The 14,077-nt window shown below is 58.4% G+C and carries 12 protein-coding genes; 7 read left to right on the top strand and 5 right to left on the bottom strand.

The features are described 5' to 3' along the window. Window positions 1-16: 16 nt before the first annotated feature. Window positions 17-1,951 carry an aconitate hydratase gene (locus WMO26_RS04020; protein ID WP_349218308.1) on the bottom strand — a complete coding sequence of 645 codons (1,935 nt, stop codon included), beginning with the start codon at window positions 1,949-1,951 and terminating at the stop codon, window positions 17-19. Window positions 1,952-2,330: 379 nt separating this feature from the next. Here WMO26_RS04020 and WMO26_RS04015 point away from each other — a divergent pair, with 379 nt between their 5' ends. From WMO26_RS04015 to WMO26_RS04005, 3 genes are all read left to right on the top strand, one after another. Then, on the top strand, window positions 2,331-2,555 hold the full coding sequence (locus tag WMO26_RS04015) for a helix-turn-helix domain-containing protein (RefSeq protein ID WP_349218306.1): 225 nt from the start codon (window positions 2,331-2,333) through the stop codon (window positions 2,553-2,555). Window positions 2,556-2,557: 2 nt separating this feature from the next. Beyond that, a complete protein-coding gene (locus WMO26_RS04010; protein ID WP_349218305.1) occupies window positions 2,558-2,794 on the top strand; it encodes a hypothetical protein in 237 nt (78 codons plus the stop codon). Between the two features lie 130 nt (window positions 2,795-2,924). Continuing rightward, on the top strand, window positions 2,925-3,494 hold the full coding sequence (locus WMO26_RS04005) for a hypothetical protein (protein WP_349218303.1): 570 nt from the start codon (window positions 2,925-2,927) through the stop codon (window positions 3,492-3,494). 61 nt (window positions 3,495-3,555) lie between these two features. Here the strand turns inward: WMO26_RS04005 and nifU are convergent, their stop codons facing one another. The 4 genes from nifU to WMO26_RS03985 all read right to left on the bottom strand — a co-directional run bounded on the left by nifU (window position 3,556) and on the right by WMO26_RS03985 (window position 6,484). Continuing rightward, window positions 3,556-3,984: a Fe-S cluster assembly scaffold protein NifU gene (nifU, locus tag WMO26_RS04000; protein WP_349218302.1), complete on the bottom strand. Its 429-nt coding sequence runs from the start codon at window positions 3,982-3,984 to the stop codon at window positions 3,556-3,558. A gap of 14 nt (window positions 3,985-3,998) precedes the next feature. Further along, window positions 3,999-5,189 (bottom strand): cysteine desulfurase NifS, encoded by a 1,191-nt coding sequence (gene nifS, locus WMO26_RS03995; protein WP_349218300.1) that lies wholly within the window; start codon window positions 5,187-5,189, stop codon window positions 3,999-4,001. A gap of 318 nt (window positions 5,190-5,507) precedes the next feature. Further along, window positions 5,508-5,972, bottom strand: coding sequence for a ribonuclease HI (rnhA, locus tag WMO26_RS03990; RefSeq protein ID WP_349218299.1), 465 nt, complete (start codon window positions 5,970-5,972; stop codon window positions 5,508-5,510). Between the two features lie 119 nt (window positions 5,973-6,091). Next, entirely contained in the window at window positions 6,092-6,484 is a 393-nt protein-coding gene (locus WMO26_RS03985; protein WP_349218297.1) for a hypothetical protein, read from the bottom strand. A gap of 229 nt (window positions 6,485-6,713) precedes the next feature. Here WMO26_RS03985 and WMO26_RS03980 point away from each other — a divergent pair, with 229 nt between their 5' ends. The 4 genes from WMO26_RS03980 to rplI all read left to right on the top strand — a co-directional run bounded on the left by WMO26_RS03980 (window position 6,714) and on the right by rplI (window position 13,991). Further along, a complete protein-coding gene (locus tag WMO26_RS03980; RefSeq protein WP_349218295.1) occupies window positions 6,714-9,062 on the top strand; it encodes a sugar phosphate nucleotidyltransferase in 2,349 nt (782 codons plus the stop codon). 515 nt (window positions 9,063-9,577) lie between these two features. Continuing rightward, the gene (locus WMO26_RS03975) at window positions 9,578-11,506 is read left to right on the top strand and encodes an RNase J family beta-CASP ribonuclease (RefSeq protein WP_349218293.1); all 1,929 of its coding nucleotides are present in this window, start codon (window positions 9,578-9,580) and stop codon (window positions 11,504-11,506) included. A gap of 45 nt (window positions 11,507-11,551) precedes the next feature. Then, complete coding sequence (locus WMO26_RS03970; protein WP_349218291.1) at window positions 11,552-13,531, top strand: DHH family phosphoesterase; 1,980 nt, start codon at window positions 11,552-11,554, stop codon at window positions 13,529-13,531. Between the two features lie 16 nt (window positions 13,532-13,547). Further along, window positions 13,548-13,991, top strand: coding sequence for a 50S ribosomal protein L9 (gene rplI, locus WMO26_RS03965; protein WP_349218290.1), 444 nt, complete (start codon window positions 13,548-13,550; stop codon window positions 13,989-13,991). Window positions 13,992-14,077 lie beyond the last annotated feature (86 nt).

The following is a 14,077-nucleotide window of genomic DNA, read 5'->3' as shown; positions in this document are numbered from 1 at the left end:
CTCAAAATAGAAAAGCTTATTCCGCCTGAAGCTTCGTGTAATTGAGAAGGCCGCCGGCCAGCAGCATCTCCCGCTGGCGCTTGGACAGCTCGCAGCGCACCGGGAACTTGGTCCCCTTGGTCAGATTCTCCACCACAATCTCGCCGCCTTCGGCGATGGCCTTGCGGATCTCCGGCAGGCGCAGCTCATCCATCTGATCAATCCCGTCGTAATCCGCGTCCTTTTCAAAGGTCAGCGGCACGATGCCGGCATTGATCAGGTTTGCCGCATGGATGCGGGCGAAGGACTTGGCGATGACCGCCTTGACCCCTAAGTACAGCGGCACCAGCGCCGCATGCTCTCTCGAAGAGCCCTGGCCGTAGTTGGAACCGCCCACTACGATGCCCTTGCCCTCTTCCTTACAGCGGGCGGGGAACTCCTTGTCGCACACGCCGAAGCAGAACTGGGACAGATAGGGGATGTTGGAACGGTAGGGGAGGATTTTCGAGCCCGCGGGCATGATGTGGTCGGTGGTGATGTTGTCCCCCACCTTGAGAAGTGCCTTGGCCGCAATGGTGTCGGCAAGCGGTTCGGACTGGGGGAAGGGCTTGATGTTGGGCCCGCGCAGGATTTCCACCTTGTCCATTTCCTCCACCGGGGCGGGAGCGAGCACCATGTTGTCGTTGATCAGGAATTCCTCGGGCAGGTCTATGGAGACCATCTCTCCTAAGGTGCGCGGGTCGGTGAGCACGCCGGCGATGGCGGAAACCGCCGCCGTTTCCGGGCTTACCAGATAAATCTTGCCGTCCGCCGTGCCGGAACGGCCTTCAAAGTTGCGGTTGAAGGTGCGCAGGGAGACGCCGCCGGAATTGGGGGACTGGCCCATGCCGATGCAGGGGCCGCAGGCGCATTCGAGCACCCGTGCGCCCGCTGCGATGATGTCCGCCAATGCCCCGTTTTTCGCCAGCATGTTATACACCTGCTTGGAGCCGGGAGCGATGGACAGGCTTACGTCCGGATGGACCGTCTTGCCCTTTAAAATGCGCGCTACCCGCATTAAGTCTAAGTAAGAAGAATTGGTGCACGAACCGATACATACCTGGTCGATTTTGATTTTTCCGATGTCCTCCACGGCCTTGACGTTGTCCGGGCTGTGGGGCATGGCGGCCGCCGGGCGAAGAGAACTCAAATCAATGGCGTATTCCTCGTCGTAGGTAGCGTCCTCGTCGGAAGAAAGAGCCGCCCAGTCCTCCTCGCGGCCCTGGGCCTTGAGGAATTCCCGGGTCACCTCATCGGACGGGAAGATGGAGGTGGTGGCGCCCAGCTCCGCGCCCATGTTGGTGATGGTGGCGCGTTCGGGCACCGTCAGGGACTTGACGCCCTCTCCGGCGTATTCGATGATTTTGCCCACGCCGCCCTTGACCGACAGCATCCGCAGCACTTCCAGAATCACGTCCTTGGCCGAAACCCAGGGACGCAGCTTGCCCGAAAGGGTGATACGCACCATTTTGGGCATGGAGATGTAGTACGGGCCGCCGCCCATGGCCACCGCCACGTCCAGGCCTCCCGCGCCGAAGGCCAGCATCCCGATGCCGCCGCCGGTGGGAGTGTGGCTGTCCGACCCGATGAGGGTCTTGCCGGGCTTGCCAAACCGCTCCAAGTGCACCTGGTGGCAGATGCCGTTGCCGGGACGGGAGAAGTAAATCCCGTGCTTTTTGGCAACCGACTGGATAAAGCGGTGGTCGTCGGCGTTTTCAAAGCCGGACTGGAGGGTGTTGTGGTCGATATACGCGACGCTGCGTTCGGTCTTCACCCGCGGCACGCCCATGGCCTCGAATTCCAGATAGGCCATGGTGCCCGTGGCGTCCTGGGTCAGCGTCTGGTCGATTTTCAGGCCGATTTCGCTGCCTACGGCGGTGTCGCCGCTGAGCAGGTGCGCTTTGATGATCTTTTGTGCTAAGGTATCGCCCATGTTAGACTGCTCCTTTCCGAATCAAACAGAAATTTCAATACACATATAATAGCTTATTATCGCCCAATTCGACCCGTTTGTCAATTCCCTAACAGGTAAAAGACACCCCAACCGGTTGTGGTTTTGAGAAGGAAAAGGCTGGGACAGGCCACAAAAGGCGGGAAGTGCATGCCCCACGGCAGGCCGGGCTAAAGCTGCCCGCCAGCGGGCCCAGCCGGTTTTCCCTTGCGGCAGGCGGATGCTCCGGCCGAACCTAGGGCGAAAACTCCAGCCTACTCCCAAACGAACGACGTTTGAAGCCTGTGAGGCCTCATTTGTGGTATCCCAGTCCGTTTCATTGCCAGTCCAATTCTAGTAAAATCTAGGAGAGGTGGGACGGATGGAACCATACCAGTGGGAAAAGTATCGGCGGTTGGGGCTGAATATTGCCTATTACCGCCGGATGCAGGGGCTGACCCAGATGGAGCTGGCCGAACAGCTGAACATCGACCGCACCCATATGAGCCGCATTGAATCCGCGCGCACAGGGGTCTCCCTTGACCTGCTTTTCGCCATTGCCGACCAGCTTCACGTCCCCGTGGAAAAGCTTTTTGAAAGGGAATGACAATGGATTTCGAAAGGGAAATTTTGCTCCACCTGCTGGCCCGGTACGACGTGTCCGTGCGCTTTGAGAACCTGGACGATTCCATCCGGGACCTGGCCCATCTGGAATGTATGCTGGCGCTGCACGAAATCCGCGCCATCCTGGACGATGAGACCTTGGAGGACTTTCAGTGCGTCGAAGCCATCGTCCAGGTTTATGAAAAAATCGGCGCAAGCGGCGGCTCCAGGCACGATTTCTAAAAAATGCGTTTTTTGGCCGCCCGACGTATTTTTCTTGCGGTTTTTGCCCGGCTGTAGTATCCTTATGAAAAAAGCTCCGCGTTTCCTCGTCTGCCCAAGGCCGAGGACAGGCGGGAAAGGATGGAGAAGCATGGAGGATTCCTACAACCAGGCGGTGCGAAACGCCTTGCAGCCGGGAGAATATGTCCTTTGGGAAGGCTCGCCCAGAAAGGGCATTCGATTGCAAAAGAGCGATGCGGTTTTGATTCCGTTCAGCTTGTTTTGGTGCGGGTTTGCGGGCTTTTGGGAGTATACTGTGATTGCAGGCGGCGGCCCTCTCATTATGGCGCTGTTTGGAATTCCGTTTATCCTGGTGGGGCTTTACCTGCTTTTCGGGCGGTTTGTATCCCGGGCGAGAAGTCTCAGTTCCACCCATTATGTGGTGACCGACCAGCGGCTTTTGTTCCTGTACCGGAAAAACACCCAGTTTCTTTTGTACCAGAACATCGAAACCCTGGAAAAAGAGCAGACCAAGGACGATCGGGGAACCATCTACTTTTCCCCCAGGAATTTCTATTATGATAGGACCGCATCCTATCGCGGGAGCACGAACCTCTTGCAGGGCAGAGCCTTTGAAGACATCGAAGATGTGGAGCGGGTTTACCGCCTGATTGAAGGAAAGGTGCTGGAAGCCTCCCGCATAGAACCGGCCGACCGCTGAAAAAAACGCAGAACAAACGCCCCGGTACTTTGGTTTGAGTACCGGGGCGTTTTTCTTTGGATCAATGTATGTGGCAAGCTTCGCAGTCCCCGATTTCCCCGACGATGGGCAGCGGGTCGATGCCGATGCGGGTGTAATAGTCGGAAATGGCGGCCTTGATGGCCTGCTCAGCCAGCACCGAACAGTGCACCTTTACCGGCGGCAGCCCGTCGAGCGCCTCCATGACCGCTTTGTTGGTCAGCTTGAGGGCCTCGTCGATGGTCTTTCCCTTGATCATCTCGGTGGCCATGGAGCTGGTGGCCACCGCCGCGCCGCAGCCGAAGGTCTTGAAGCTCACGTCCTCGATGACGTTGTCCTTAACCTTGATGAACATCTTCATAATGTCCCCGCAGCGGGAGTTTCCCACCTCGCCCACGCCGTTTGCGTCGGCAAGCTCGCCCACATTGCGCGGATGGGCGAAATGATCCATTACCTTTTCACTGTATGCCATACTCGAAACTCCTCTCAGTTCGGTTTCTTCTCGTTTTTGATGATTTCGTCCCACAAAGGAGACATGTCCCGCAGCCGCTGCACGATGGGCGGCAGAACTTCCGCGATGTGTCTCACGTCTTCCATGGTGTTATAATCCCCCAGGCTCAGGCGCAGGGAACCGTGGGCAATCTCGTGAGGCAGGCCGATGGCCAGCAGCACATGGCTGGGGTCCAAAGACCCGGAGGTACAGGCCGAGCCGGAGGAACCGGCTACCCCGTTAAAATCCAGAAGCAGAAGGAGGGATTCCCCCTCGATGCCCTCGAAGCAGAAGTTCGCGTTGCCGCACAGGCGCTGCTCCCGGTCCCCATTTAAGCGGGAGCGGGGGATTTTGAGCACCTCTTCAATGAGCGCGTCGCGAAGCTTAGCGATTTCTTTGGTCCGGCCCGGGATGTCCCGGCAAGCTTCCTCAATGGCGACTCCCAGCCCCACGATGGACGGCACGTTCTCCGTGCCCGCCCGGCGCCCGGATTCCTGGGCGCCTCCCTCGATGAGGTTCGGCAGGCGCAGGCCACGGCGGCAGTACAAAGCGCCGATGCCCTTGGGCCCGTGCAGTTTATGCCCCGACAGGGACAAAAGGTCGATGCATTGGTCCTTCACGTCGATCTCCACCTGGCCCACCGCCTGCACCGCGTCGGTGTGAAACAGGACGCCGTTGTCCTTGCAGATGCGGCCGATTTGAGGGATGGGCTGGATGGTGCCGATCTCGTTGTTGGCGTACAGGATGGTGACCAGACACGTGTCCGGCCGGATGGCGGCCGCTACGTCTTCGGGATGAACCACACCGTTGTGGTACACGTCCAGATACGTAACCTCGAACCCTTCCTTTTCCAGAGCCTGCACCGTATGGAGCACCGCGTGGTGCTCAAATTTTGTGGTGATGATATGTTTCTTTCCCTGAGCGCCCAGCTTGCGGGCCACGCCCTTGATGGCCCAGTTGTCCGCTTCCGATCCGCCCGAGGTAAAGAAAATCTCGTTTTCCGCCGCGCCCAGGGCCTTGGCGACCTTTTTCCTGGCTTCATCCACCGCCGCGTGAGCCTCTTGGCCCATGTGGTAAAGGCTCGACGGATTGCCGTAATGCTCGGTAAAATAGGGCAGCATCGCCTGCACCACTGCATCGGATACCCGGGTGGTGGCGGCGTTGTCCGCGTAAACAAAACGATCCATAACAGAAACTCCATTCCGCCGCTGTGCGCCGGCAATAAAATAAAGAAAGCAGAGAAGCGTCCCGCACAGCCAAAGAAAGCACAGGGCGAAGATCCGCCCGTCTTGCTTTCCAGTGGTTTATGGTTTGCACAAAAGAAGGAAAACATACCTGCCCGGGCAAGAAGACCGGATGGCAAAACGCGCAATACTTTTGTGCGCAACTAAATTGTATACTAATATAGTATAGATTTCAATTGTCGGTTTGGATAAAAGAAGACGGATTTTTGCCTATCATACTGGAATAATCCCATAAAATCCAGGAAGGCACATCCAAAAGCATTACCGGTTGATGCCGCCCGCCGCTTTTTTGGCCGCCGCCACCGCCAGCGCGTCGCACCGCTCGTTTTCCGGGTGTCCCGCGTGCCCCTTGACCCAGACAAACATCACCTCATGCCGCTCCAAGAGATTCAACAGCGTTTCCCACAGGTCCGGGTTAAGGGCCGGCTCTTTGTTGGAGCGTTTCCACCCCTTGGCGCGCCAGCTTTTGGCCCAGCCCTTTTCCACCGCGTCGATGAGGTATTTGGAATCGCTGTAAAGGGTGACGCGGCAGGGCTCTTTGAGAGCGGAAAGCCCCGCGATGGCCGCCGAAAGTTCCATGCGGTTGTTGGTGGTGGCGGGAAAGCCTTCGCTGAGCTCCTTCTCCACCGCCCCATAGCGCAAAACGACCCCGTATCCGCCCGGCCCCGGGTTCCCGGAACAGGCGCCGTCGGTAAAAATCTGGACTTGCTTTTTTATCTTTTCCATGCAGCGACTCCTTTGCATGCCGCTCGCGGCATTTCCTAGTGGCTTGGTAAAAATTCATTATAACCAAAAAAAGGCCCGGCGGCAAGGGTTTCCTGCCGCTGGGCGAAAAAACAGGGAAATTACGATTTGTAAGTGTCGCACTCCTTGCAGAACCGGTTGTCGGCCTTATTGCGCGCGCCGCATTTTTTGCAGACCCAGTCGCCGCTGCCGGGCGCCGGGGATGCGTACGGGGCGGCAGAGGCAGCGGGAGCGGAGGAACGGGAAGCCTGTTCTTCCTGCTGCTCGGCGAGGACGATTAAGTTATTATTCGCCGCCACCAGCAGGTCGATAAGCTCGCCGACGGCGTACAGAAAGAGACAAAACAGGAAACTGCAGATCCATGCGGTTATCATGGAAACAAAGTCGAAATCCCTGCCGCCAAATACCTTGCCCATGACAATGCCGCCGAAGAAACACAAGATACCTAAGACGATAGAACTGATTTTACAAACTTTTGAAACGGTGCTGGACATAAATACCCCTCCTTTTTGTTGTATTTAGTATATAAGAATTGATATTCGATGTACAATTGGCAATTTTCATAAAGTATTTATAAAATCTTCTACATATGGAAATCCTTCATAAGATGCCGGCCAAAAAACACGTGTATGAAGGCTCCCTTTTTGCGGGAATACTATCCGTACGAGTTTGCCCATGGGCGACCGTACCGAATGTATTTTTTGCAAAGAGGTGTCTGATCAAATGAAAGCGGTAATCATGGCGGGAGGAGAGGGAAGCCGGCTGCGCCCTCTTACCTGCGACCTTCCAAAACCCATGGCGCGGCTGTGCGGCCGGCCGATTTTTGAGTATATTTTGGACCTGCTGCTGCAAAACGATTTCGACGAAGCCGCCGTTACCCTGCGGTACCTACCCAATGCCATCACCCGCCGGTTCGGCTCGGACGGCAAAACTGGGCGGTACCGGGAGATGGACCTGACCTTTGTGGAGGAAGAGCAGCCTTTGGGCACGGCGGGCGGCGTAAAAAACGCGGCCAAGGGGTTTGACGAGCCGTTTTTGGTCATCAGCGGCGACGCGCTGTGTGATTTCGACCTGTCCGCCGCCATGCGGTTTCATCAGGAGCGGGGAGCGGCGGCCACTATCCTGGTCAAGCAGGTGGAGGACCCGCGGGAATACGGCCTGGTAAATTATGATAGGGACGGTACCGTCACCGGCTTCTTAGAAAAGCCGGACTGGGCCCAGGCCAGCACCGACACGGCCAACACCGGCATTTATCTGCTAAACCCCGAAATTCTTGATTTGATCCCGGACCGGGAAAGCTATGATTTTGCCAAGAACCTGTTCCCGAAGCTTCTCTCCATGGGCCGGACCGTCTGCGCCTATCCCTGTTCCGGCTACTGGTGCGACATCGGGGATCTGGATACCTTCCTCGCCTGCCAGCGGGATATTCTTAACGGCAAGGTACGCTGCGTCATGCCCTCCAAGGAGGCCACCGGCATCTACTGCGCCGGAGCCCTGCCCCAGGGGGACTATGAGATCATTCCGCCCGTCTATCTGGGCGAGGGGATTACCGTGGGGGATGGGGCGGTCATCGGCCCGAACACGGTAATCGAGGACGGCTGCCGCATCGGCCGCAGCGCCAAGGTCAAGCGGGCGGTGCTGCTGCGCGATTGTTACCTGGGGGACCGGGCCGCCTGCACCGGCGCCCTGCTGTGCGCCAATTCTTCCGTCAAACGGGGCGCGTCCGTCTACGAAGGCGCCGCCCTGGGCGCGGGCGCTGTGGTCGGCGAAGGGGCAACGGTGCGCCCGGGCGTGCGCATCTGGCCGGGAAAACGGGTGGAGGAAGGCGCCGTTGCGGCAGTGAACCTGCAGTTTGGCACCGTGCGCTCCGGCTTTTTTGACGACGACGGCGTATCCGGCGAGACCGGCGTGGAAATGACGCCGGAATTCATGGCCCGGTTCGGTGCCGCCGTGGGCACCGTGCTCAAAGGAAAGACCGCGGCCGTCTGCGGGCTGCCGGACGAATGCTCAAAAATGATGAAACGAGCGCTCATTTCCGGCATCCAGTCCACCGGCGCGGGGGTGCTGGACTTCGGGGAGCTTTTCGAATCCGCCCTGCGCTACGGCACCCAGCTGTGCGGCGCGCAGATGGGCGTCTTTGTTTCCGGCGGGCTCAAAACCCGCCTGGCCCTCTGCACTGGCCAGGGCCTGCCCTTGCCCCGCAGCATGGAGCGGGATTTGGATGCTTGTATGCAGCGGGGGGAATTTTCCCGCTGCGCCTACGAAGAAATCCGGGAAGCCGAGCCGGTGCCCGGCGTTCTCGAACAGTATAAGCTCGCGCTCAGGGAGTATGCACCGGGCGGCCTTTCCGGGATGAACGCGGCCGTTAAGTCCGCTTCTCCCTTAGCAGGGCGGGTGCTGCGGGAGGTACTGTTCGGCCTTGGCTGTACGGTGGAATCGGGTCTTCAGCTGCATATCGGCGCATCGGGGACCCGGCTGGCGGCGGCCGACGAGGAAACCGGCTACGTTTGGGCCGAAAAGGTGCTCACCCTATGCTGCTGGGACGAATTCCAAAAAGGAAACGACGTGGCCCTTCCCTATGAGGCGCCCCGGGCCATCGATCGTCTGGCGGGACGGGAAGGACGGCGGGTGCTGCGGTATCTGGACTGTCCCACCGGCGCCTGCGACAAGGAAGCGAGAGCTTTGGCCGAGCGGCAGCCCTGGGTGCGCGACGGGATGATGTGCGCAGTAAAGCTTTTGCGGATGCTAAAGGAAAGAAAGGCCACTCTACGTGAGCTTTTGGATCAGATTCCCGGCTTCTCCATCGCCCAGAAGAGCATTCCCTGGGAAGGAAACCCCGGCCGGGCCCTCAAGCGGCTGGCCGGGGAAGGCTACCGGGGGGACGCAGCCGAAGGGGTGCTCATCAGCACGGGCAAAGGGAAGGTGCTGGTGCGCCCGGCCAAACGGGGCAAGGGCTTTAAAATTCTGGCCGAGGCGGCCAATTTCGAGACCGCCATGGAGCTGTGCGAAGGGCTCCAGGAGGCCATTTTCCGCCAGGAGGCCCCAAAAGAAACGCCGCCTTTGGATTTGTAAAGAATCTATGTACAATCGGGAATCCCTGCCGGCGTCCTTGACAGAAAGGGTGCCGGCAGGTACAATAAAACAATATACATGTTGCATTTTTTGGATACAGCAGGAGGAACCAAAAGGGATTTCCCCTGCGCCGCGCGCCTTTTTGACGCCGGCTTTACTTATCGCAGGGCTTCGTTCCTTTCTGACAAAATGATTCGTTCTACCGTTTTATACTAAACTGAGATGGACTTTTGACAGCGACGGGCTGTTTTTATATCCGCAGACCGGGTTTGCGGATTCCGGCCGGATGGAGAACATACGGGCTTCAAATTTTTCCTTTCTCCGTGTACGACAGGCGGCTTTTTGGGGAATACTGAAGACAACCGATGAAAATCCCCTTCCGGCAGGAAGACTGGGAACATGCAAAATGTGTACGGAACCATTAGGACAGTCGACAAAACACACCTGCCCGCGCAAGACAAACGGACAGGTTTGGTTTGCTGTGCTTCCCTTTGAAAAAATATGGAGGTTATCGAGTGGCAAACGAAAAAACTACAACACTGGCTCCGGCGGCGGAAACCCAACCTAAGCCGAACCAAACCAAACCCAAGCGGCGGGCAAAGCCCGCAGGCCAGGGAAAGAAGGTCGAGAAAAAGGAAGTGGAGGCGCCCGTTTCCAAGAAGAAACCGGAGAAAAAGGCGTCTTCCCAGGGTAAGGGAAAATCTCGTTTCGGCCCGCGCCCGGCTGCGGCAGCAAAGCCCAAGGGGAAGGATGTGGCGGCAAAGGCCATCCGCAAGGACGGCAAGGACCAGCCGGTACGGATTTATTTTCTGGGCGGCCTCAACGAAATCGGCAAGAACATGACTTTGTACGAGTGCGGCGACGATATGTTTATCGTGGACTGCGGCCTTGCCTTCCCGGACGAGGATATGCTGGGTGTGGACCTGGTGATCCCGGATTTCACCTTTGTCGAACGCAACAAGAACAAAATCCGCGGCATCCTGCTCACCCACGGCCATGAGGACCACATCGGTTCTCTGCCCTTCCTGCTCAAGAAGTTCAACGTCCCTCTCTACGGCACCCAGCTGACCCTGGGCCTGGTAGCGGGCAAGCTGCGCGAGCACGGGCTTTTGAACAAAACCAAGCTCAACGTCTGCGCACCCGGGCAGGTGGTCAAGCTGGGCTGCTTTTCCATTGAGCTCATTCACGTCAACCATTCCATCCCGGGCGCGGTGGCCTTCGCCATCACCACTCCCGCCGGCGTCATCATCCAGACCGGTGACTTTAAGATCGACTGCACCCCCATTCACGGGGAAATGATCGACCTGGGCCGGTTCGGGGAATACGGGCGCAAAGGAGTTTTGGCGCTGCTGATGGATTCCACCAACGCCGAACGTCCCGGCTACACCAAGTCCGAGCGCAGCGTGGGCGAAAGCTTTGATGTGCTCTTCAAGCGGGCCGAGCACCGGCGCATCGTCATCGCGACCTTTGCTTCCAACATCCACCGGGTTCAGCAGATCATCGACGCCGCCGCCCGTTACGGGCGCAAGGTGGCCCTTTCCGGGCGCAGCATGGTCAACGTGGCGAGCGTGGGGATGGAGCTCGGGTATCTGAAGGTGCCAGACGGGATTATCGTCGACCTGGACCAGATCAACCATTACCCTAAGGAAAAAATCGTCCTCATCACTACCGGCAGCCAGGGCGAGCCCATGTCGGCGCTGACGCGCATGGCCTTCTCCGACCACCGTAAGGTGGCGGTAGGCCCGGAGGACTTTATCATTATCTCCGCCACCCCCATCCCCGGCAATGAAAAGACGGTGGGCAAGGTGGTCGACGAGCTTCTGAAATTGGGCTGTGAGGTAGTCTACGAGCGGATGTATGAGGTGCATGTGTCCGGCCACGCCTGCCAGGAGGAGCTCAAGCTCATGATGGGCATCACTAAGCCCAAGTTCTTTATTCCCGTCCACGGCGAACAGAAGCATTTGCAGAAGAACGTGGGCCTTGCCAAGAGCATGGGCATTCCGATAAAGAACATCTTCACGCCGGACATCGGCAAGGTGGTGGAATTCACCCGCAACACCATGAAGGACGTGGGCACGGTTCCCGCCGGCCGGGTCATGGTGGACGGCATTGGCGTGGGCGACGTGGGCAGTATCGTGCTGCGCGACCGGCGGCATCTGGCCGAGGACGGCCTGATCGTGGTGGTCGCCACCATCGACTCCATGGACGGGCACATCATTTCCGGACCGGACATTGTATCCAGAGGCTTTGTGTATGTGCGCGAGTCGGAGAACCTGATGGATGACATCAAGCGCAAGGTACAGACGGCGCTGGAGGACTGCAGCGACCACAACATCCGCGAGTGGGGCAACATCAAGACCCGGGTGCGCGACGATCTGAGCAAGCTGATTTTTGACCGCACCAAGCGCAACCCGATGATTTTGCCGGTTATCATGGAAATCTAGCAGAAAACCTGGGCGGTAAGCGTACAAGGAACGGGGGAAGACGGCATGAAGAAAGGACTGACCTATCTCAACAGCGTACCGGCGGTGCTGCTTTGCCTGGTGGGGCTCTTTACAGGGCTTAGCTGGTTTTGGGACCGGCGGGTGTTCTTCGGCTGTCTGACCGTCTTTGTCTTGGCGCTTACCTTTACCTTGATTCATATGGCGCGGGTGCGAAAGGAATTGTTTCGATACCTGCAAAAGCTTACATCCACCATGGGCAGCGCCGAACGGGAGGTGCTCGCCACCTTTCCGCTGCCCATGGTGGTGCTGGGAAAGGACGAGCAGATCGTCTTTTACAACGCCCTTTTCCGGGAACGGGTGCTGGGAAACCGAGATGCGTTTCAGATGCCCTTTCGCCGGGTTCTGCCGGACTATGCGCCGGATACCTTGATCGGCAAGGCGACCCCGGTAACGGTGGGCAGCCGTCAGTTTACCATTTACGGCGGAAAAGCCTCGGCTGCGGACGGCATGTATATGCTTTATTTTATTGACGATACGGTTTTAAAGCTGACGGCGGAGGAATATAAGTTATCCCGCCCGGCGGTGGGCCTGATTGTGCTGGACAATATGGACGAGCTTATGCAGTACGCCAAGGAAAGCGAACGGGCCCAGCTGGCGGTTCAGATCGAAACCCTTCTGGAACGCTGGATGGGGATGACCACCGGTTTTATCCGAAAGATCGGAAGCGACCGGTTTTTGATCGTCATGGAGGAGCGGCATCTCGTGGAGATGATCGACAACCGGTTTCCTGTCCTTGACGAGGTCCGCTCGGTTACCGTGGGCGAACGCATGAGCGCCACCCTGTCCATCGGCATCGGCCGGGGCGGGGACACCTTGCGTGAATGCGAGGAAATGGCCCGGCAGGCGCTGGATATGGCCCTTGGCCGGGGCGGCGATCAGGCGGCGATCAAATCCAAGGCAGGGTACGAGTTCTACGGCGGCGTGTCCAAAAGCGTGGAAAAACGCACCCGGGTGCGCAGCCGGATCATCGCGTCGGCCCTGGCGGAGCTGATCGACGGCAGTGAAAACGTGCTGATCATGGGCCACAAGGCCGCGGACCTGGATTGCCTGGGCGCGGCGGTGGGGCTGACACGGATGGTGAAAACCCACAATAAGCCCGTGTCCATCGTGTTAAACCGGGAGACCTCCCTTTCGGGAGCCCTGACCAAACGGATGGATGAAAACGGGATGGGCAAGCTTCTCCTTTCGCCGGAAGCGGCGGTGACCTCGGTGACCAGGCGCACACTGCTGATTGTGGTGGACACCCACCGGCCGGATTTTCTCGAGTCCAGGGAGCTTTACCAGATGTGTAAGGCGGTGGTCGTCATCGACCATCACCGCAAGATGGTGGATTACATAGACAACGCCGTCATTTTCTTTCACGAACCGGCCGCTTCCTCCGCCAGCGAAATGGTGGCGGAGCTGCTGGAATACACCGACGATTCCTCTCTGACCCGGTTTGAGGCGGAGGCGATTCTGTCGGGCATTATGCTGGATACGAAGAACTTCATTCTACGCACCGGCGTGCGCACCTTTGAGGCCGCTGCCTATCTGCGGCGCAAAGGGGCGGACACGGTGGAGGTGCGCAAGCTCTTTTCCAGCAGCATCGACACCTATCAGAAAAAAGCGGCGCTGGTGTCCGGCGCGCAGGTGTACAAATCCTGTGCCATCTCTGCTTCCGACGGGAGCGGGCCGCACATGCGCATCTGTTCCGCCCAGGCGGCGGACGAGCTTCTTTACATCGACGGGGTGGACGCCTCCTTTGTCCTTTACCGGGAGAACGGGACGGTGTTCGTCTCCGCCCGCTCCATGGGGGCGGTCAACGTACAGCTGATTATGGAAGCTATCGGCGGCGGCGGTCATCTGACCATGGCGGGCGCGCAGCTGCAGGGGATGACCCTGGCCGAAGCGCGTCAGAAGCTGATGGAGGCCATTGACGTATATCAGGCGAGCCGGGCGGTCAAAAAGCTGCCGGCGAAAGTTTAACATAGGGGGAATCGGTATGAAGGTGATTTTAAAGGCGGACGTGAAGGGCTCCGGCAAGGCCGGGCAGCTTGTAAACGTGTCCGACGGGTACGCGCGCAATTTTCTGCTGCCGAAGGGCCTGGCGATGGAAGCCAACGCCCAGGCGATGAACGATTTTAAGAATAAAGAGCAGGCCGCGAAGCACCGCCAGGAGATGGAAATCAAAGCGGCAAAGGAAGCGGCGGCAGCGCTTGCCGGAAAGACGGTGAAGATTTCCGCCAAGGCGGGCCAGGGCGGCAAGCTTTTCGGCTCGGTGACCTCCAAGGAAGTGGCCGAGGCGCTGGGCAAGCAGCTGGGTGTGGAGATTGATAAGCGCAAAATCGCCATGGACGGCGACATCAAAGCGTTCGGCACCTATGAGGCCCAGGTCCGGCTTTACACCGGCATTACCGCGGATATTTACGTGCTCGTAGGCGAATAAACAACAAAGCCGTGCGGTTTATCGGCACGCAGGCGCAACCGATAAGACGGATGCAGGCGGGGAATTTCCCCGCCTGCATCTTGGTG

The organism is Solibaculum intestinale (genome assembly GCF_040096205.1).
Lineage (GTDB): Bacteria > Bacillota > Clostridia > Oscillospirales > Acutalibacteraceae > Solibaculum_A > Solibaculum_A intestinale.
This window is presented reverse-complemented; position numbering and strand designations above follow the sequence as displayed.